Source organism: Streptomyces sp. NPDC052114 (genome assembly GCF_040680155.1).
Taxonomy (GTDB): Bacteria; Actinomycetota; Actinomycetes; order Streptomycetales; family Streptomycetaceae; genus Streptomyces.
The window spans coordinates 111335-131346 of sequence record NZ_JBFAWC010000013.1 but is presented as its reverse complement, the minus strand read 5'-3'; the positions used below and the strand labels follow the sequence as shown (position 1 = coordinate 131346).

General features: G+C 72.4%; 14 protein-coding genes. 1 reads left to right on the top strand and 13 read right to left on the bottom strand.

The genetic code is table 11. The annotated features are described in order from the left end of the window. Positions 1-221: 221 nt before the first annotated feature. The 8 genes from tmk to bldG all read right to left on the bottom strand — a co-directional run bounded on the left by tmk (position 222) and on the right by bldG (position 14180). Entirely contained in the window at positions 222-3455 is a 3234-nt protein-coding gene (gene tmk / locus AB0L89_RS27565) for a dTMP kinase (protein WP_365146220.1), read from the bottom strand. A gap of 186 nt (positions 3456-3641) precedes the next feature. Beyond that, positions 3642-6458: a type I DNA topoisomerase gene (gene topA, locus AB0L89_RS27560; protein WP_365146217.1), complete on the bottom strand. Its 2817-nt coding sequence runs from the start codon at positions 6456-6458 to the stop codon at positions 3642-3644. A 773-nt stretch (positions 6459-7231) separates the two neighbouring features. Continuing rightward, positions 7232-7429 (bottom strand): hypothetical protein, encoded by a 198-nt coding sequence (locus tag AB0L89_RS27555; protein ID WP_055699041.1) that lies wholly within the window; start codon positions 7427-7429, stop codon positions 7232-7234. 315 nt (positions 7430-7744) lie between these two features. Then, a complete protein-coding gene (locus AB0L89_RS27550) occupies positions 7745-9268 on the bottom strand; it encodes a class I SAM-dependent methyltransferase (protein ID WP_365146214.1) in 1524 nt (507 codons plus the stop codon). A gap of 199 nt (positions 9269-9467) precedes the next feature. Then, entirely contained in the window at positions 9468-10052 is a 585-nt protein-coding gene (locus AB0L89_RS27545) for a small secreted protein (protein ID WP_365146211.1), read from the bottom strand. A 243-nt stretch (positions 10053-10295) separates the two neighbouring features. Then, positions 10296-12698, bottom strand: a complete 2403-nt coding sequence (locus AB0L89_RS27540; RefSeq protein WP_365146208.1) for a sodium-translocating pyrophosphatase — start codon at positions 12696-12698, stop codon at positions 10296-10298. Between the two features lie 570 nt (positions 12699-13268). After that, on the bottom strand, positions 13269-13709 hold the full coding sequence (locus AB0L89_RS27535; protein ID WP_365146205.1) for an ATP-binding protein: 441 nt from the start codon (positions 13707-13709) through the stop codon (positions 13269-13271). Between the two features lie 129 nt (positions 13710-13838). Further along, positions 13839-14180 (bottom strand): anti-sigma factor antagonist BldG, encoded by a 342-nt coding sequence (gene bldG / locus AB0L89_RS27530; protein ID WP_003975386.1) that lies wholly within the window; start codon positions 14178-14180, stop codon positions 13839-13841. A gap of 80 nt (positions 14181-14260) precedes the next feature. Here bldG and AB0L89_RS27525 point away from each other — a divergent pair, with 80 nt between their 5' ends. Then, positions 14261-16717, top strand: coding sequence for a DEAD/DEAH box helicase (locus AB0L89_RS27525; RefSeq protein WP_365146200.1), 2457 nt, complete (start codon positions 14261-14263; stop codon positions 16715-16717). A 495-nt stretch (positions 16718-17212) separates the two neighbouring features. Here AB0L89_RS27525 and AB0L89_RS27520 read toward each other — a convergent pair whose 3' ends face one another. From AB0L89_RS27520 to AB0L89_RS27500, 5 genes are all read right to left on the bottom strand, one after another. After that, a complete protein-coding gene (locus tag AB0L89_RS27520) occupies positions 17213-17575 on the bottom strand; it encodes an Rv3654c family TadE-like protein (protein ID WP_365146197.1) in 363 nt (120 codons plus the stop codon). Then, complete coding sequence (locus AB0L89_RS27515) at positions 17572-17979, bottom strand: TadE family type IV pilus minor pilin (RefSeq protein ID WP_365146194.1); 408 nt, start codon at positions 17977-17979, stop codon at positions 17572-17574. Before AB0L89_RS27515 ends, AB0L89_RS27520 begins: the two co-directional genes overlap by 4 nt. After that, positions 17966-18136, bottom strand: a complete 171-nt coding sequence (locus AB0L89_RS27510) for a DUF4244 domain-containing protein (protein ID WP_365146565.1) — start codon at positions 18134-18136, stop codon at positions 17966-17968. Before AB0L89_RS27510 ends, AB0L89_RS27515 begins: the two co-directional genes overlap by 14 nt. Before the next feature lie 234 nt (positions 18137-18370). Further along, positions 18371-18982, bottom strand: a complete 612-nt coding sequence (locus tag AB0L89_RS27505; RefSeq protein ID WP_365146562.1) for a type II secretion system F family protein — start codon at positions 18980-18982, stop codon at positions 18371-18373. A gap of 176 nt (positions 18983-19158) precedes the next feature. Next, complete coding sequence (locus AB0L89_RS27500; protein WP_365146559.1) at positions 19159-20010, bottom strand: type II secretion system F family protein; 852 nt, start codon at positions 20008-20010, stop codon at positions 19159-19161. Between the last annotated feature and the right edge of the window lie 2 nt (positions 20011-20012).

Below are 20012 nucleotides of genomic sequence, written 5' to 3'. Positions count from 1 at the left end.
CGCCTTACGCTGCGCTCTGCTGTGGCCGGACCGGCCGCCGTGCTGACCATTGTGGAGGACGCCTCTGACAATCCCGCCCGGCCGGACGAGCCGACCCCTCCGGCTGCCCCGCCGGCCGACCACTCCGACCGGCCGCTTCGGCCGCTTCGGCCGACCGCTCCGACCCGCCGATCCCACCGACCGCTCCGACCCGCCGATCCCGCCGACCGCTCCCGCCAGGCTCAGCGGCCCTTCCTGCCCCGGCGTCCCCGCCCGGTACCGGCATCGCCGTCGTCGTCCTCGTGCGAGCCGAGCAGTTCGTCGGCCAGCGACGGCAGGTCGTCCAGCGGGGTCTCCTCGGCCCAGTCGGACCGGGGCCTGCGCGGCACGCCCTGCTCGTCGACCTGGGGCAGTTCCCTGGTCCGGTCGTCCGACCCGTCGGGCGAGGACCCGGCGGCGGGCCGCTCGTCCCTGAAGTACCCCGGCGGAACCTTGTCCTCGCTCACGGCGGGCAGCACGGCCGTCTCGTCCGCCGCACCCTCCGGAGCGGGCGGCTGCGGCAGCACCGCGGTGTCCTCCGCGCCGGGCCCATCGGGCCGGACCGCAGGCAGCACGGCCGTCTCGTCCGCCGCGCCGGCCTGCGGCTTCACCACCGGCGTGGGCACGGTCGTCTCGTTGTCCGGCACGGGCGTCCGGTCGTCCCGAGCGGACGTGGACGACGTGGTCGGCTTGGAGGACCCAGTCGGCTTGGACGACGTGGTCGGCTTGGAGGGCGCGGACGGCTTGGAGGTCGCGGACGGCTTGGACGACGCCTCGGAAACCGGTGCCGCAGGCGTGGTCCGGGCAGCCGGAGTCGACGGCGCCGGAGTGGGATGCGCCACCGCCGCCGCCGCGGCAGCGGACGCCGCGGCCAGCCGCCGCGCCTCCTCCGCCCGCAGCAGGGCCTCCTCCGCCTTCCGCTGCTTCTCCAGCCGACGCTCCTCCGCCTCGGCCCGCAGCCGCGCCTCTTCCTCCGCCTCACGGCGGCGCCGCGCCTCCTCCTCGGCCCGCACCTTCTCCTCGGCGAGCAGCCTGGCCTTCTCCTCCTCGGCCCGGCGCCGCGCCTCCTCGGCACGCTTCCTGGCCTCCTCGGCCTGCCGCTCGGCCTCGCGGCGCTGCGCCTCCTCCAGCTCGCGGCGCTTGCGCTCCTCCTCCTCGGCGCGGAGCTTGGCGAGCTGCTCCTGGCGCTCGCGCTCCAGGCGCTCCTCCTCGGCCTTGCGCGCGGCCTCTTCCTCGGCCTTGCGCCGCGCCTCCTCCTCGGCGGCCTTGCGGGCCTCCTCCTGGGCCTTCACCTCGGCCTCGGAGAGCGGCAGGACCAGGTCGAGCCGGTGCCGGATGACGGTCGTGACGGCCTCCGGCTCCTGCGAGGCGTCGACGATCAGGTACCGCCCCGGGTCGGCGGCGGCGAGCGTGAGGAAACCGGTGCGCACGCGCGCGTGGAACTCGGCGGGCTCCGACTCCAGGCGGTCGGGCGCCTCGGTGAACCGCTCGCGCGCGGCCTCGGGCGACACGTCGAGCAGGCACGTCAGGTTCGGCACGAGACCGCCGGTCGCCCAGCGGTTGATGCGGGCGACCTCGGTCGGCGAGAGATCGCGCCCGGCGCCCTGGTAGGCGACGGACGAGTCGATGTAGCGGTCGGAGATGACGACGGCGCCGCGCTCCAGGGCGGGACGGACGACCGTGTCGACGTGCTCGGCGCGGTCGGCGGCGTACAGCAGCGCCTCCGCGCGGTGCGACAGACCGGCGGACGACACGTCCAGGAGGATCGACCGCAGCCGCTTGCCGACGGGCGTGGCCCCCGGCTCACGGGTGACGACGACCTCGTGGCCCTTGGCGCGGATCCACTCGGCGAGCGCCTCGGCCTGCGTCGACTTGCCGGCGCCGTCGCCGCCCTCCAGGGCGATGAAGAAGCCGGTGGCGCAGGGCGCCTGCACCGGGTCGTCGCCGCCGCGCAGCGCGTCCCGCAGGTCGTGCCGCAGCGGTACGCCCTGCCGGTCGTCGGCCTTGGCCAGGACCAGCGCGGCCACCGGCAGCAGCAGCGCGCCGACCAGCATCAGCGTGAAGGCGGCGCCTCCGTGGTCGAAGACGAACTTGCCGTTGACCATGCGGTGCGGGCCGATCCCGGCGGCGACCACCGGGGCGATCAGCGCGCCGAGCGCGACGCACAGGCGTACGACGGCCTGGAGGTGCTCGGTCGTCCGGGCCCTGCGGTAGTCCTCGACCTCCTGGTCGAGCAGCGCGTGCCCTATGTTCGCGGCGATGCCCGCGCAGACCCCGGCGAGGGCCAGGAGCAGCAGCACGGTCGTCAGGTCGGGCACGAGGCCCGCGGCGAGCAGGGCGATGCCGGTGAGGGCGATGGCCAGCGCGAGCAGCCTGCGGCGCGAGAGCGAGGGCAGCAGGGCGGGCGCGGTGCGGATGCCGACGGCGGTGCCGCCGGTCAGGGCCAGGACCATCAGGCCGTACGTGACGGGACCGCCGCCCAGGTCCTTGCCGTGCAGCACGGCGACGGCGACGGCCGCGGCGATGGCCCCGGCGACCGCGGCGCAGGCCGCCACGAGGAGCGGGATCGCGCCGGTGCGGCCCTTGTCGGTGCCGGTGCCGGTGCGCGGCCTGCGCAGTCCCTCCAGCGGGCTGCGCGCGCGGGGCGTCTGCGTACCGGGAAGTTCGAGGAAGTAGACGATCGACAGCGACGCGGCGAAGAGCCCGGCCGCGACGAACGACGCGAGCCCGGCCTGGTGCAGCGCGAACCAGTCGAGTCCGGCGCCCAGGAGGTTGCCGACGAGCGTGATGCCGACGAGCGCGGCGGCCGCGATGGGCAGCGCCAGGAATCCCGTACGCAGGGACAGGCGCCGCAGCGCGTCCATGTGGTCCGGCAGCGGCCGCACCGTCGCGCCCTCCGGAGGCGGCGCGGGCAGCAGCGCGGGTGCCGCGCTCTCCCGGGCGACCGTCCAGAACCGCTCGGCGACCCCGACGACGAAGGACGTCACCAGGACCACCGCGAGGGCGTTGTCCGGGGTCCAGTCGATCCACAGCGGCGCGACGACCAGCAGCGCGGCGCGCACGCCGTCGGCGGCGACCATGGTCCAGCGGCGGTCCAGCGGCCCGTCCGGCGAGGTGAGCGAGGTGAGCGGGCCGAGAAGCACCGCTCCGAAGAGCAGCGTCGCGAGAACGCGCGCTCCGAAGACAGCCGTCACGGCGAACGCGGCACCCCGGTACCCGCCCCCGAAGGCCCCTTCGGCGATGGCCGACTGGAGCGCGAGGATCACCAGGACGAGCAGGGCGAGCGCGTCGCCGACACTGCCGACGAGCTGGGCGCTCCACAGCCGCTTCAGCTGCGGTACGCGCAGCAGGGCGCGGACGGCACGCTCTCGGGAATCTGCGACCAGGGCGTCGTCGGGGGCCGGAATTCCGGCCGTTGGCTGCTCGGCACGCGTCATCCGTCCAGCCTATCTGGACGGACCACGTCCCTGTGGAGCCACCCGAACATACGACCGCGCACAACCGCCGGTGCCGGGCACCTGCGAGGAGGCACCCGGCACGGGAAGGTCACAAAGGTCACTCCTCCGCAGAAGTCACCCCTCCGCAGAGGTAACCCCTCCGCAGAGGTAACCCCTCCGCAGAAGTCACTCCTCCGTAGAAGCGGCCTTGCTGGAAGCAGCCGTCTTCTTGGCGGCGGTCTTCTTGGCGGTCGTCTTCTTCGCGGCCGTCGTCTTCTTGGCAGCCGTCTTCTTGGCTGCGGTCTTCTTCGCGGGCGCCTTCTTCGCGGCCTTCTTGGCCGTCTTCTTGGCCGGCCCCTTCGCCCGCTTCTCCGCGAGGAGCTCATAGCCCCGCTCCGGAGTGATGTCCTCGACGGAGTCGGCCGCCCGCAGCGTCGCGTTGGTCTCGCCGTCGGTGACGTACGCCCCGAAGCGCCCGTCCTTGACGACGACCGGCTTCCCGCTGACCGGGTCCTCGCCGAGCTCCTTCAGCGGCGGCTTCGCGGCCGCGCGCCCCCGCTGCTTCGGCTTGGAGTAGATCTCCAGGGCCTCTTCGAGCGTGATGGTGAAGAGCTGGTCCTCGGTGTCGATGGAGCGCGAGTCCGTGCCCTTCTTCAGGTACGGGCCGTACCGGCCGTTCTGCGCGGTGATCTCGACGCCCTCGGCGTCGGCGCCGACCACGCGCGGCAGCGACATCAGCTTCAGCGCGTCCGCGAGGGTCACCGTGTCCAGGGACATCGACTTGAAGAGCGAGGCCGTGCGCGGCTTCACCGCGTTCTTGCCGGTCTTCGGGGTGCCCTCGGGGAGCACCTCGGTGACGTACGGGCCGTAGCGGCCGTCCTTGGCGATGATCTCGCGGCCCGACTCCGGGTCGGTGCCGAGCGCGAAGTCGCCGCTGGGCTTGGCGAGCAGTTCCTCCGCGTACTCGACGGTGAGCTCGTCCGGCGCCAGGTCGTCGGGGACGTCCGCGCGCTGGTGGTTCTCGGAGTCGCGCTCGCCGCGCTCGATGTAGGGGCCGTAGCGGCCGACGCGCAGCACGATGTCGTTGCCGACGGGGAAGGACGACACCTCGCGGGCGTCGATGGCGCCCAGGTCGGTGACGAGTTCCTTGAGGCCGCCGAGGTGGTCGCCGTCGCCGTTGCCCGCGTCGGCGGCGCCGCCCGCGCCCTCGCCCTCACCGAAGTAGAAGCGCTTCAGCCACGGCACGGCCTGGGCCTCGCCGCGCGCGATGCGGTCGAGGTCGTCCTCCATCTTGGCGGTGAAGTCGTAGTCGACGAGCCGCCCGAAGTGCTTCTCCAGGAGGTTGACGACGGCGAAGGACAAGAAGGAGGGCACGAGGGCCGTCCCCTTCTTGAAGACGTAGCCGCGGTCGAGGATCGTGCCGATGATCGACGCGTACGTCGACGGGCGGCCGATCTCGCGCTCTTCCAGCTCCTTGACCAGCGAGGCCTCGGTGTAGCGGGCCGGGGGCTTGGTGGCGTGGCCGTCGACGGACATCTCGTCGGCGGTGAGCGCGTCGCCCTCGCTGACCTGCGGGAGCCTGCGCTCGCGGTCGTCCAGCTCGGCGTTCGGGTCGTCGGCGCCCTCGACGTACGCCTTGAGGAAGCCGTGGAAGGTGATGGTCTTGCCGGACGCGCTGAACTCGGCGTCGCGGCCGTCGGAGGCGCGGCCACCGATCTTGACCGTGACGGAGTTGCCCGTCGCGTCCTTCATCTGGGAGGCGACGGTCCGCTTCCAGATCAGCTCGTAGAGGCGGAACTGGTCGCCGGTCAGGCCGGTCTCGGCGGGCGTGCGGAAACGATCGCCCGAGGGGCGGATCGCCTCGTGCGCCTCCTGCGCGTTCTTGACCTTGCCCGCATACGTCCGCGGCTTGTCCGGCAGGTAGTCGCTGCCGTACAGCTGCGTGACCTGGGCGCGGGCGGCCGTGACCGCCGTGTCGGACAGCGTCGTGGAGTCCGTACGCATATAGGTGATGAAGCCGTTCTCGTACAGCTTCTGGGCCACCTGCATGGTGGCCTTCGCGCCGAAGCCGAGCTTGCGGCTCGCCTCCTGCTGCATCGTCGTCGTACGGAAGGGCGCGTACGGCGAGCGGCGGTACGGCTTCGACTCGACGGAGCGTACGGAGAACCGCGTCTCCTGGAGGGCGGCGGCCAGCGCGCGGGCGTTCGCCTCGTCCAGGTGGAGGGTGTCGGACTTGAGCTGCCCCAGCGAGCTGAAGTCGCGGCCCTGCGCGATGCGCTTGCCGTCGACCGTGGTGAGGCGGGCGACCAGCTGCGCGGGGTCGGAGGCGTCACCGGCCCGGCCGGTGCCGAAGGTGCCGGTCAGGTCCCAGTACTCGGCGGAGCGGAAGGCGATGCGCTCGCGCTCCCGCTCGACGACGAGGCGGGTGGCCACGGACTGGACGCGGCCGGCCGACAGGCGCGGCATGACCTTCTTCCACAGGACCGGCGAGACCTCGTATCCGTACAGACGGTCGAGGATGCGGCGGGTCTCCTGGGCGTCGACCATGCGCTTGTTGAGCTCGCGCGGGTTGGCGACGGCACTGCGGATCGCGTCCTTGGTGATCTCGTGGAAGACCATCCGGTGGACGGGGACCTTGGGCTTCAGGACCTCCAGGAGGTGCCACGCGATGGCTTCGCCCTCGCGGTCCTCATCGGTGGCGAGGAAGAGTTCGTCGGACTCCTTCAGGAGGTCCTTGAGCTTCTTGACCTGCGCCTTCTTGTCGGCGTTGACGACGTAGATGGGCTGGAAGTCGTGCTCGACGTCGACGCCGAGGCGGCGCACCTCGCCGGTGTACTTCTCGGGCACCTCGGCGGCGCCGTTGGGAAGGTCACGGATGTGCCCGACGCTCGCCTCGACTACGTAGCCGGGGCCGAGGTAGCTCTTGATCGTCTTCGCCTTGGCAGGCGACTCGACGATGACGAGTCGGCGGCCGCCCTGTGCGGTCTCGCTGGTCGGGGACAACTTCGCTCTTCTCTCCGGTCGACGCTCGGTGGCAGTGCGCGGTGGCAATGCTCGGTGGCAGTGCGCGGTGGCAATGCTCGTGGCAGTGCGGTGACAGCGCTCGCATGGCTTGCGTTGCGCTGTCGCTGCGGAGTGTGACGGTACATCCCGCCCCCGTGTCAAACGGGAAAAGCCCGCAACGGCCACTCGAACGGTAACCCGACTACCGCCATTCCTGCCGCCCGGAGTGGCGACCTGCCGTTTCGGCGCCCGGCCCGGCCCGGGGACCGGCGACACCTGCGTGATCACTGGAGCGGGAGGGATCACGGGGGCGGAGGGGGAGGGTCCGCGGGGGCGGCGCACGGGTGCCCGCCGGGGTGGCACGGGGGCGGCTCGGGGGCGCGCGTCTCACCGGAGCGCGAGGGTCCATCTGGCCGGAGGCGAGTCTTCCGCTTTATCGGGGAGAGGCGGTCCACGACGGCCCGGAGCCGCTTCGCCGCAGGGTCCCGACCCCGTGCTTCAGGGGGCGCACTCCCCGGCGGCGCGTCTCCGTACCGCTCCTCGGAAACGCCCTCCGCCACGGCTCCGCGGCGCCGCTCCCGCCGCCGCTCCCGCCGTCGTTCACCGGCGGTCGCTTCGGCGCCCGCGTGCGGCTCCGACCCTCTCGGTGGCCGGGGTCGGCGTCGCGACGGCCGGGGCCGGCGTGTCGGTGGCCGGGGTCGGCGCGTGGGTGGCCGGGGTCGACTCCCGCCTCCCGGCAGCACCCCGAGCTCCGCCCCGCACCCCGCCCCACCTCACATCCGTGTGAAGCACCACACTCCGAGGAGCAGCGCGCCCGATCCGGCGAGTGCGGCGAGCGTCGCCGATGCGACGGGGTTCACACCCTGGGCGACGGGCGCGCGGTGCGCGACCCGCGCACCGGTCCACAGCAGCAGTCCCGCCCCGAACAGCGCGAACACCGTCCCGGCGAAGATCGCTGGTCCGCTCTCCATGGCCTTGCCTCCCCGTGCCGAGTTCCCCTGCCGGGAGGCTGGCACGCGAGAGAATCCGGAGCGCGAAATCGGGGTGAACGGCGGACGGCCTGACCGTGCCACCCACGGCACGCCGGGCCCCCGCAACCCGCCCCTCGGCACGCATCGCACCCAATTTGCCTGAAACGGACGGGTTGTTGGCCGGTTTTGCCTCCCGCACCCCGGAGCATGGATGCCTGACGCACCGACCGGCAACAGGGCGCACATGCCCGACGCCTCGACCGGCAGCACGCCTCAGATGCCCTACGCCTCGACCGGCAGCACGCCTCAGATGTCCTACGCCTCGACCGGCAGCAGGAAGCCCTGCGCCACGAGGAGCCGGATCTGCGCGGGCGTCCGGTCCCGCAGCAACACCGGGTCCTCCCCGACCAGTTGGGCGATGGCGTCCAGGATCCGCCCGGCGCTCAGCGAGCCGTCGCACACCCCGGCGAACCCGGCGCCCACCGTGTCCACCTTGGTGGCCCGGCGCATCCCGCGGTTCTGGCGCAGCACGACGTGCTCCGGGTCCTCGGCGCCCGGCAGCCCGACCTGCTCCTGCACGACCTCGCCGGCGAGCTTGAAGTGCGCCGCGAGCAGCGCCGCGTCGTCGTGCGTACGCAGGTAGTCCTGCCGCTCGAAGAACGCGCGCACCGTGTCGCCGAGCGGCTGCTCGACGGGGTGCGGCCACTCCTCCACGGTGACGGACGGCTCGGCGGCGCCGGTCTTGCGCAGGGTGATCCAGCCGAAGCCGACGGCCCTGGTGCCCCGCGCCTCGAACTCGTCCAGCCACGCCTCGTACCGCGCGGCGTACTCCGCGGGGTCCGTGCGGTGGTCGCCCGCGTCCCGCAGCCACAGCTCGGCATACTGCGTGATGTCCTGCACCTCGCGCTGCACGATCCAGGCGTCGCAGCCGCGCGGCACCCAGGAGCGCAGGCGGTCCTGCCACTCCTCGCCGTCCACGTGCTGCCAGTTGGCCAGGACGTGCGCGTACCCCCCTTCGTTCAGTCGCTCCCCCGCCTCCTGAACGAGCGAGCGGCACAGATCGTCCCCGCCCATCCCGCCGTCCCGGTACGTGAGCCGCGCCCCCGGCGAGATCACGAAGGGCGGGTTCGACACGATCAGGTCGTACGTCTCGTCCGCCACCGGCTCGAACAGCGAGCCCTCCCGCAGGTCCGCCTCGGGGGCCCCGGACAGCGCCAGGGTGAGCCGGGTGAACCCCAGCGCCCGCGGGTTGAGGTCGGTGGCGGTCACGCGCGTGGCGTGCTGCGCGGCGTGCAGCGCCTGGATGCCGGAGCCGGTGCCGAGGTCGAGGGCGCTCGCCACGGGCGTACGCACCGTGATCCCCGCGAGCGTCGTGGACGCGCCGCCGACTCCGAGGACGACGCCCTCCTCGCGGCTGCCGATGCCGCCGGCGCCGCCGACCGCGCAGCCCAGGTCGGAGACGATGAACCAGTCCTCGCCGTTCGGCCCGCCGTACGGCCGTACGTCCACGGTCGCCGCCAGCGCGCCGTCCCGCTCGACCAGCCAGCCGCTCTCCAGGAGGACGTCGACGGACAGCACGTCCGCCACGCGCGCGCGGGGCACGCGTTCCTGGAGCAGAAAGAGACGTACGAGCGCCGCGAGGGCCCCGTCCCCCCGGGTGGCCCGCAACGCGGGCACGGTCTCGCTGCGCGCGAGGGCGGCATACGCGGGCGCCCCGAGCAGCTCGAGCAGCCCGTCGGCGGTGAAGTCGGCGCCGATCAGCGCGCTCCGCAGGGAAGCGGCGACATCGGCGCGGTCGGACGAGGGCAGGGGGAGACTGACGTTACTCACGCAGTCCATTGTGGCGGTTCCCCCTCCACGGGGCGCAGGAAGCCGCCCCACTGTGCCGAGCAGCGACAAGTGAGGCACCCGTCCCGGCGCAGCGGGGCACACCCCCGGTACCGGGACCCGCACACAGGAACGCCACCCCGGCGCGGGCGGAAGACGTCCCGGCGCCGAGGCGGCGTACGTAAGCCGAGGCAGCGTACGTAAGAGGGGCTCAGCCCTTGTCGGCAGGCGAGGCGGACGCGCTCTTGCAGCTGTCCTGCTTGCTCATCGCCTTGCCGACCTCCCCCTCCTGCAACTTCTCCAGCGCCTCGTTCCCACTCTTGCTCAGCTTGTCCAGCTCACCCGCGATGTCCTTGAGCCCATCCGCGAAGTCCGCCTGGTTCTTGGTGTCCAGGCCGTCGACCTGCTTCTTGAGGTCCTCGTACGACTTGGAGATCGCGTTGAGCTCCTTGACGGCGTCGTCCGCCTTCTTCTTTCCGTCGTCCGCCGGCGGAGCCCCCGCGCTCTTCACGGAGGCGCCCATCGCCTTGTACGCGTCGGACATGTCCTGGAACGCCTTGGAGTCGGTCTTCTGGACGTCGGCCGGCGAGCTGTTGTCGGAGGTCTCCTTCTGGATCGCGGCATTGGCGTCCGCGATCTTCTTCGACTGGGGCTGCACGGAGTCACAGACCTTCTTGGCCCAGTCGTCCAGCTTCTTGTTGCCGTCGTCGCTGCACCCCGACAACGCGAGTACCAGTACCGCACCGCCGGACAGTGCGGCTGCAAGCTTCTTGTTCACCGGATTGGTCCCTTCCATGGCTCTCGGCCCCGGAACTTACACGCCAACTGGGCGACAACCGCATGTCGGGGGCCCGGTACAACCGCTATTGCAGCCATTTGCACCAAGGGGCAGAAGGGTCGACGGCACGAGAGAAGGCTCACGACCCGTCTCCGCACGCCCACGGGCGGACGGCGCCTCAAAAAGCGCCGTCCGCCCGCGTGTTGGGCAGAGCCCGACCCGGAGTCACGGAATCCGGGAATCCCGTGACGGACTACCAGGTCACGAGACCACGGCCGGGTCGGCCGGCTTGGTCACGCGCTCGGCGTTGCCGTCGTCCTCCACGGCGATGCCCCGCCGCTTGGAGACGTAGACCGCGCCGATGATGACCAGAATCGAGAGCACCGCGATCAGCACCCGCATCCCGACGCTGGCGTCGTCGCCGTAGCTGAACTTGATGACCGCCGGCGCGATGAGCAGCGCCACCAGGTTCATCACCTTCAGCAGGGGGTTGATCGCCGGACCGGCGGTGTCCTTGAACGGGTCGCCGACCGTGTCGCCGATCACGGTCGCGGCATGGGCCTCGCTGCCCTTGCCGCCGTGGTGACCGTCCTCGACGAGCTTCTTCGCGTTGTCCCAGGCACCGCCTGAGTTGGCGAGGAAGACCGCCATGAGCGTGCCCGTACCGATCGCGCCCGCGAGGAACGAGCCGAGCGCGCCGACGCCGAACGTGAAGCCGACCGCGATCGGCGTGAGCACGGCGAGCAGACCCGGCGTGGCCAGCTCGCGCAGCGCGTCCTTGGTGCAGATGTCGACGACGCGCCCGTACTCCGGCTGCTCCGTGTAGTCCATGATCCCGGGGCGCTCGCGGAACTGCCTCCGCACCTCGTAGACCACGGCGCCCGCCGACCGCGACACCGCGTTGATCGCGAGCCCGGAGAAGAGGAAGACGACCGCGGCGCCCAGGACGAGCCCCACCAGGTTGTTGGGCTGGGAGATGTCCATGACGAGGTTCATCGGAGCGCCGTCGCCCAGTTTCTCGCCGACGTCCTTGGCCGCGGTCGCGATGGCGTCGCGGTACGAGCCGAACAGCGCCGACGCCGCGAGGACCGCGGTGGCGATGGCGATGCCCTTGGTGATGGCCTTCGTCGTGTTGCCGACGGCGTCCAGGTCGGTGAGCACCTGCGCGCCCGCGCCCTCGACGTCGCCGGACATCTCGGCGATGCCCTGCGCGTTGTCGGAGACGGGACCGAAGGTGTCCATGGCGACGATGACGCCGACGGTGGTCAGCAGCCCCGTACCTGCGAGGGCCACCGCGAAGAGGGCGAGCATGATCGACGTACCGCCGAGCAGGAACGCCCCGTACACGCCGAGCCCGATCAACAGCGCGGTGTAGACGGCCGATTCGAGCCCGATGGAGATGCCGGCGAGGACCACGGTGGCGGGACCGGTCAGCGAGGTCTTGCCGATGTCCTTGACCGGGCGCCGGCTCGTCTCGGTGAAGTACCCGGTGAGCTGCTGGATCAGCGCGGCCAGGACGATGCCGATGGCGACGGCGACGAGCGCGAGGATCCGCGGATCGCCGTCGTGGCCCCTGATCGCCGCGTCCGTGATGCCGTCCAGGTCCGCGTACGTGGACGGGAGGTAGACGAAGACCGCCGCGGCCACCAGCACCAGCGAGATCACCGCGGAGATGAAGAAGCCGCGGTTGATGGCGCTCATGCCGCTGCGGTCGGACCGCCGGGGCGCCACCGCGAAGATGCCGATCATCGCGGTGATGACACCGATGGCCGGAACCAGCAGCGGGAAGGCGAGCCCGGAGTCGCCGAACGCCACCTTGCCGAGGATCAGCGCGGCGACGAGCGTGACGGCGTACGACTCGAAGAGGTCGGCGGCCATACCGGCGCAGTCGCCGACGTTGTCGCCCACGTTGTCGGCGATGGTCGCGGCATTGCGCGGATCGTCCTCCGGAATGCCCTGCTCGACCTTGCCGACCAGGTCGGCGCCGACGTCGGCGGCCTTGGTGAAGATGCCGCCGCCGACACGCATGAACATCGCGATCAGCGCGGCGCCGAGGCCGAAACCTTCCAGCACCTTCGGCGCGTCGGCCGCGTAGACGAGCACCACACAGGAGGCGCCCAGCAGACCGAGCCCCACCGTGAACATGCCGACGACGCCACCCGTACGGAAAGCGATCTTCATGGCCTTGTGCGAGACGGCGGTGAGATCCTTTTCGGGCTCGCCTTCCGCCGGAGTGGCCTCTCGGGCGGCGGCCGCCACGCGCACATTGCTGCGCACGGCGAGCCACATACCGATATAGCCGGTGGTCGCCGAGAACGCCGCTCCGATCAAGAAGAAGATCGATCGTCCGGCGCGCTGATTCCAGTCGTCCGCGGGCAGCAGCATGAGCAGGAAGAACACCACGACGGCGAATACGCCGAGTGTCCGCAACTGGCGTCCCAGATAGGCGTTCGCGCCTTCCTGGACCGCTGCCGCGATCTTCTTCATGCTGTCGGTGCCCTCGCCCGCCGCGAGCACCTGGCGCACGAGGACGCCCGCGACGACGAGCGCCGCGAGCGCGACGGCCGCGATGACCATCACGATCAGACGATTGTCGTCGGTCAGCACTGCGGCTGCGAAGGTTGAGGGATGGTCAAACTGATGAGGGGTAGAAAGCCCCGCCATTCGTCCTCCTTGACGCTTGGGCTGAGCTCAAGATGTGGACGGATTGTAGGGAGCGGAACCTGATCAAAACAGAGCGCCACAAACGGAATTGACCTGAGATTGCTTCCCAGCAAATGATCGCCGAAGCGGATTGGCCTCGAAAGTGGTAATGCCTCAAAACCGTTGACGGAAGCGGTCCACTAGATCACCGATCAACCCGCATTAATGATCGGAAAAAGAAAATGCCCTGTTCACCGGGGTGACGACAGGGCCTGCGATACGTCGCCGGGGGCGGCTCGACGCGGGGCGCGGCGGAGACGGGGTGACCGAGGCGACCGGGGCACCGCCGTCACGGCCGACGGGCGGCGGGCGAGCGGTGGCGCGCCGAAGTGGCGCGTCGAGTGGGCGGGGACCGGGCAGAACCGACAACCAGAACTGTCGTGGCCGGGCTGGTCCGCGGACCAGGGCTGTCGTGGCCCGGCCGGACCGGGGACCAGAACTGGGGACCAGAACTGTCGTGGCCGGGCAGGACCGGGTTGGAGCCGAACCGACTCTGCCAAGTCGGGGCAGGGCGTCGCCGGAGCGGCGAAGTCAGGGCAGGAGCGTCGCCGGCGTGGTGGGCCAGCTCATGCGGATGAGACCGCCGGACTCCCCCGCGGTCACCTCCACGTCGTCCACGAGACCGCTGATGACGGCGAGGCCCATCTCGTCCTCGCCCTCGGCCTCCAGGTCGTCGCCCGCACCGGCCCGCGCGCCAGGCACCCGGTCACCGGGCGCCGCACGGGGGGCTTCGTCGCCGACCTCGATGGAGAACTGCTTCTCGTCCTCGATCAGCGCGACCCGCACCGGCGCCGAGACACCGCTGCTCTGATGCAGTCCGACGGCACGCGTGCAGGCCTCGCCCACCGCGAGCCTGACCTCGTCGAGAACCGCCTCGTCCACCCCGGCCCTGCGCGCCACGGCGGCCGCCACGAGACGGGCGGTCCTGACGTGCTCGGGCAGGGCGCTGAAGCGGAGTTCAACGGTGGCCATGCATCCCCCTCGGACATACGGGCGTGCTGTCAGGGGGCCGGGCCGCCGGCCCGGTCCCCTGCCGTACTGCCGCCCCGGGCCGAGGCCCGGGGGAACCGGCCCGAAGGCCGACAGTCAGTGGTCCGGCACTCAGTCGGTGGCCGCGACGGCTTCCTCGACCGAGGTGTGAATGGGGAACACCTTGGTCAGACCGGTGATCCGGAAGATCTTGAGAATGCGCTCCTGGTTGCAGACCAGGCGCAGCGAGCCCTCATGGGCACGCACCCGCTTCAGGCCGCCGACCAGCACGCCGAGCCCGGTGGAGTCGAGGAAGTCCACGCCCTCCATGTCGACGACCAGATGAAAACTGCCGTCGTTCACCAACTCGACCAACTGCTCGCGCAGCTTGGGCGCGGTATAAACGTCGATTTCGCCACCGACCTCGACGACCGTACGATCGCCGACGGTACGGGTCGACAGGGACAGGTCCACGGATCCTCCAGCACCTTGCTATCGAGCGGTCATCCCTCGGGACACCTCGGCAGAGCCCCCAGGACGGATCGCCAGCCGCGATGGCATTCAATCACTTACCGGCAGGCGTGCACGACGCCTTGGGACCATTGTCCATCCCGCCAGTGACACACTCGATGCCGATGGCCAAAATTTCCACCCCCGGAGAACCCACCGCTGGCACCCCGGCACGCACGTCCCCGCGGACGGTCCTGGACCGCCTCACCACGGGGCCGAGCCGTGCATCGCGCGTCACTCATACGGAGCACTTGCCCCCACGTGAGGCCCGGTATGCAGTCTGGCCCGACCGCATCCGGTCCGAGGTCATATCCGCCGTGCAGGCCGCCGGCATCGAGCACCCCTGGGCCCACCAGGCGCTCGCCGCCGAGCACGCCCTGGACGGGGAGTCCGTGGTCGTCGCCACCGGCACCGCGTCCGGCAAGTCCCTGGCCTATCTCACCCCCGTCCTCTCCGCCCTCCTGGACGGCTCCGAGGCCCCCAACGGCCGCGGCACCACCGCCCTGTACCTCGCCCCGACGAAGGCCCTCGCCGCCGACCAGCGCCGCGCCGTCCGCGAACTGGCGGCCCCCCTGGGCAACGCGGTGCGCCCCGCCGTGTACGACGGCGACACCCCCGTCGAGGAACGCGAGTGGGTCCGTCAGTACGCCAATTACGTCCTGACCAACCCCGACATGCTGCACCGCGGGATACTGCCCTCCCACCCCCGCTGGTCCTCCTTCCTGCGCGCCCTGCGCTACGTCGTCATCGACGAGTGCCACACCTACCGCGGCGTCTTCGGCTCCCACGTCGCCCAGGTCCTGCGCCGGCTGCGCCGCCTCTGCGCCCGCTACGGCTCCGAGCCCGTCTTCCTGCTCGCCTCCGCCACCTCCGCCGACCCCGCCGCGTCCGCGGAGCGCCTCACGGGGCTGCCGGTGAAGGAGGTCGCCGACGACGCCTCACCCCGCGGCGACCTCGTCTTCGCCCTCTGGGAACCCCCTCTCACCGAGCTCCACGGCGAGAAGGGCGCCCCCGTCCGCCGCACCGCCACCGCCGAGACCGCGGACCTGCTCACCGACCTGACCGTCCAGGGCGTTCGCTCGGTCGCCTTCGTGCGCTCCCGACGCGGCGCCGAGCTGATCTCCGTCATCGCCCAGGAACGCCTCGCCGAGGTCGACCGCGCCCTCGCCCGCCGCGTCGCCGCCTACCGCGGCGGCTATCTCCCCGAGGAACGCCGCGCCCTGGAGCGCGCCCTGCACTCCGGGGAACTCCTCGGCCTCGCCGCCACGACCGCCCTCGAACTCGGCGTCGACGTCTCGGGGTTGGACGCCGTCGTCATCGCCGGCTACCCGGGAACACGGGCGTCCCTGTGGCAGCAGGCCGGGCGGGCCGGGCGCTCGGGGCAGGGCGCACTCGCCGTGCTCGTCGCCCGCGACGACCCGCTGGACACCTATCTCGTCCACCACCCCGAGGCGCTGTTCGACCAGCCCGTGGAGTCCACGGTCCTCGACCCCGACAACCCGTACGTCCTCGCGCCCCACCTGTGCGCTGCCGCCTCCGAACTACCGCTGACCGAGGAGGACTTCGCCCTCTTCGGTCCGGCCGCCGAAGGACTGCTCCCGCAGCTGGAGGCCGCGAAGCTGCTGCGGCGCAGGACCAAGGCCTGGCACTGGACCCGGCGCGAGCGGGCGGCAGATCTGACCGACATCCGCGGCGGGGGCGGCAAGCCCGTCCAGATCGTCGAGGAGGGCACGGGGCGGCTGCTCGGCACCGTCGACGCGTCCGCCGCGCACACCACGGTCCACGAAGGCGCCGTCCACCTCCACCAGGGCCGTACGTATCTCGTGCGCCACCTCGACCTGGAGGACTCCGTGGCGCTGGTCGAGGAGGCCGTGCCGCCGTACTCCACGACCGCGCGCGACACCACGGCCATCTCCATCCTGGAGACGGACGTCGAGGTCCCCTGGGGCCCGGGACGGCTCTGCTACGGCTCCGTCGAGGTCACCAACCAGGTCGTCTCCTTCCTGCGTCGCAAACTCATCACCGGCGAGGTGCTCGGCGAGACCAAACTGGACCTCCCTCCTCGTACGCTCCGTACGCGCGCGGTGTGGTGGACCGTCACCGAGGACCAACTGGACGCCGCCCGCGTCAATCCCGAGATCCTCGGCGGCGCCCTGCACGCCGCCGAGCACGCGTCCATCGGCATGCTGCCGCTGTTCGCCACGTGCGACCGCTGGGACATCGGCGGCGTCTCCGTCCCGCTGCACCCGGACACGCTCCTTCCCACGGTCTTCGTGTACGACGGCCACCCCGGCGGGGCGGGCTTCGCCGAGCGGGCCTTCCACACGGCGAAGGAATGGCTGACGGCGACCCGTCAGGCGATCGCCTCCTGCGAATGCGAGGCCGGCTGCCCGTCCTGCATCCAGTCCCCCAAGTGCGGCAACGGCAACGACCCCCTCCACAAACGCGGCGCGGTCCGCCTCCTTTCGGTACTGCTGAGGGACGCGGAGGGGGACGGGTAGCCGGCGCAGCCGGGGTCTGCGCCCTCGCTTCGTCTGTGGGGCGGGTGCGTGGGCGTCTGGCGGGACGCCTTGGGCCGGGGCGCCTCTTGTCCGTCTGTGGGGCGGGGCCGCGGGGGTATGTGCGTACTCGCCATCCCTGCGCCCCGCCCCAAGTCCAAAGACGCCATCGCCCGCTCAGTGCTCCGTTCGCACATACCCCCACGTCCCCTCGGGCCGGTCGGGCGCGTGCGGCCCGGTGGGGGCCGTTGTGCCCGCGCTGCGGTGGGCGGGACCGTGCCGCTCCTGCTGTGGGCAGGCGTTCCGCAAGGCGGAACGGGTGGGCACAGCCCACGGTGCCGGGCAGCGGGACGTGTGGCTCCAGCCCCGGCGCAGCCGACCCGTGCCGGGTGGCGATAAAGGAGGCACCCACCCCGGCGCAGGCGGGGAAGAACCCCGGTGCCGGGCGGCGATGACCGTGGCCCAAGCCCCGGCGCAGCCGGACCGCACAGGGCACCGTCATGGCGAGGGAAGCGCCGGGCCCGCCCGGGAGCCGACCGTGGCGGAGAAGAGGCCCGCCGAGGCCACCGCGGCGACCTCGGACACCTGCCCCCGCACCACGCACCGCACCAGCCGCACCCCCTGCGCCTCGGCCACCCGGCCCGCCCCCGCACACGCCTCCGAGGAACCCGTCATCCACCGGTCCGCCGCCGCCAGCGCCGCCAGATCCGCCGCACCGCCCGCCCGATGCCGGGCCACGACGACCTGCCCCAGGGAAAGCACCGCCCCGCAGACCACGCACAGCACGGTCATCACGACGGCCACCCACACGGTCGCGGCCCCACGGTCCCGGTCCGCGCCGCGCCCTCTTCCGCTCCTCATGGCTCCACCCCCACCGTCTCCTCCGCCAAGGCCACCGCCTCCGACCGCAGCCGCAGGCCAAGCCCCAGCACCTTCGCGCCCGGCGGATCCGCCGCGACCTCGACCCGCACCAGGTCGCCCTCGCGCCGCACGGACACGCTCGCCCCGCGCGGCGCCGCCTGCCGGGCCGCCGCCACCGCCACGCCCTCCGGGTCCTGCCGCGCCACCGCGCGGGCCCCCGCCCTGGCCGCGTCCACGCACTGGATCTGCGCGGACGCCGCCAGCAGCGTCCAGAGCAACGCCATGGTGAACAGCACCAGCGTCGGCAGTACCACCGCCGCCTCCGCCGTCACGAAGCCACGATCCGTGGCCCACCATCGGCCGCCCCCGGTCCGGCTCCCGCGCCCCACCTCAGAACGGGACATCGAGCGCCTTCTCCACGACCGCCTGGAGCGCCGCGCTGACCTGCCCGCTCGTCACCACCTTGTAGAGCAGACCGGCGAATCCCACCGCCGCGATGAGCCCCATCGCGTACTCCGACGTGACCATCCCGGCGTCCCGCCCGCGTGCCCTCCGCCACAGCCGTCGCGACGACTCCCAGGACCACCGCCTGCCACGCGCCCGCGCCTGTTCTTGAACCTGTTCCTGTGCCTGTTCCTGTGCCTGTTCCTGTGCCTGGGTTCGTCCTCGCGCCTGAGTTCGTCCTTGTGCCTGAGTCCGTGTCTGTTCCCGCATTTCAACCCCCGTGACATTTCTGTTCGTTGTCGCGCATCCGCTGCCGCACTCTCAGGTGCGGTGCCTTCAGGCATCTCTCGATCAGTTCATGCCGCCTCCCAACAGCCCCTCCGCCAGACCGATCACCACCGGCAGCACCCCGACCGCCACGAACGCCGGCAAGAAGCACAGGCCCACCGGGGCCGTCATCAGGACCGCCGTCTTTCGCGCCCGTGCCGTCGCCGCCCTGCCCCGTTCCGCTCGGGCGTCCGCGGCCAGGCGGGACACCGGTTCGGCCGCCGGCGCTCCGGACTCGCCCGCCCGCTCCAGGAGCCGGGCCAGCGCGGCGGCGCCCGGCATCGCGGCCAACTGCCGCCATGCGTCCACCGGTTCACCGCCAAGGCGTACCTCCGCCGCCCCTTGGGCAAGCCGCTCCCCGACCGGCCCCTCCAGGGACTCCCCGACCGCCTGCGCGGCCGCCACAGGGCCCGCCCCCGCGGCGACACATGCCGCCAAGAGGTCAGCTGCCAGTGGTAGTTGGCGCTCCGCGGCTGCGCTTTGTTCGCTGCCGCCGAACTGCCGCTCCGCGCGCACCCGTTGTCCGTACCGCCACGCGCCGTACCCGACAGCCGCCCCGGCCACGGCGCCCGGAACCCCTCCCACCAGCGCGTATGCCGCACCCGCCGCCCCCACCGGCCTCAGCCACGCGCGCATCGCGTCCGGTTGGACCAGCGGTCTCCCCCAGCGCCTCGCGGGAGCGTGTTCCACGCCCAGCACCTCGGCCGTTCGTCGCCGCGAGGCCCTGTCCCGTCGCGCCGCCGGCACCGTCAGTGTCAGCCAGAGCGCGGCCAGCGCCATCCACGCCACCACCCCCAGCCCGTGGACACCGCTCATCGCCTCTCCGCCCCTCGTACGATCCGCAGCGCCCACCACACCCCGACGCCCTCCAGCACCGCGCCCGCCGCCAGGCAGCCGAGACCCGGGGCCGTGTGCAGCAGCACCCTCAGCGGCTCCGCCCCCAACGCGCTGCCCATCAGCAGGCCCAGGGCCGGGAGTCCCGCGAGCATCACGGCCGTCGATCGCGCGCCGGCCAACTGCGCTCTCAGGTCGGCCCGCTGGTCGCGGTCCGAGCGGAGGGCGGCCTCCAGACGGTCGAGGCCAGCCGCGAGACCCGCGCCGCGGTCCACCGCCACCCGCCAGCACGCCGCGAGTCCCAGCAGGCCCTCGGAGCCCGGCTCCCGCGCCGCCTCCCTCAGCGCCCCCGGCACATCGCCGCCGAACCGCGCCGCCGCCAGCACCGCGCCCCGGGCGTCGGGGGACGCCACGCCCGCGTCGACCGCCTCGTCCAGGGCCATGCGCAGGGCCTCGCCTGGTTGCCGCCCCGCTCGCACCTCGCCCGCGAGCGTCCCGCAGAGCGCGATCACCGCGTTGCCACGGCGCAGTCGTTCCCGTCGCGCCTCTTGGGCCCGGCGCACCCGGCCCGCGAGCGGCACTCCGGCCGCGCCCACGGCCAACGGCACCGGGGACTCCCCGAGCAGCGCGATCACCGCCCCGGCCGCCAGGCACCACCATTCGTGGCCCATGCGTTCGCGGGCCGTCGCGAGCAGGTGGTGGAGGGGGCGGTCACGGGATCTCGCCGGGAGCGTGCTCCCGGGGAACAGCGTGTGTGCGCGTCGCGCCTGCCGGTCCCGTCGGCTCAGCAGCCAGGCCGCGACGACCGCGCAGACCGCCGCCGCCCACATCG

Excerpts from the sequence above, each read along its gene's own strand:
- tmk (WP_365146220.1), bottom strand. The coding sequence starts at position 3,455 with ATGACGCGTGCCGAGCAGCCAACGGCCGGAATTCCGGCCCCCGACGAC.
- AB0L89_RS27555 (WP_055699041.1), bottom strand. The coding sequence starts at position 7,429 with ATGGAGAGCGGACCAGCGATCTTCGCCGGGACGGTGTTCGCGCTGTTC.
- AB0L89_RS27550 (WP_365146214.1), bottom strand. The coding sequence starts at position 9,268 with ATGGACTGCGTGAGTAACGTCAGTCTCCCCCTGCCCTCGTCCGACCGC.
- AB0L89_RS27545 (WP_365146211.1), bottom strand. The coding sequence starts at position 10,052 with ATGGAAGGGACCAATCCGGTGAACAAGAAGCTTGCAGCCGCACTGTCC.
- AB0L89_RS27540 (WP_365146208.1), bottom strand. The coding sequence starts at position 12,698 with ATGGCGGGGCTTTCTACCCCTCATCAGTTTGACCATCCCTCAACCTTC.
- AB0L89_RS27535 (WP_365146205.1), bottom strand. The coding sequence starts at position 13,709 with ATGGCCACCGTTGAACTCCGCTTCAGCGCCCTGCCCGAGCACGTCAGG.
- AB0L89_RS27525 (WP_365146200.1), top strand. The coding sequence starts at position 14,261 with ATGGCATTCAATCACTTACCGGCAGGCGTGCACGACGCCTTGGGACCA.
- AB0L89_RS27520 (WP_365146197.1), bottom strand. The coding sequence starts at position 17,575 with ATGAGGAGCGGAAGAGGGCGCGGCGCGGACCGGGACCGTGGGGCCGCG.
- AB0L89_RS27515 (WP_365146194.1), bottom strand. The coding sequence starts at position 17,979 with ATGTCCCGTTCTGAGGTGGGGCGCGGGAGCCGGACCGGGGGCGGCCGA.
- AB0L89_RS27505 (WP_365146562.1), bottom strand. The coding sequence starts at position 18,982 with ATGCGCGCGTGGCTGAGGCCGGTGGGGGCGGCGGGTGCGGCATACGCG.
- AB0L89_RS27500 (WP_365146559.1), bottom strand. The coding sequence starts at position 20,010 with ATGTGGGCGGCGGCGGTCTGCGCGGTCGTCGCGGCCTGGCTGCTGAGC.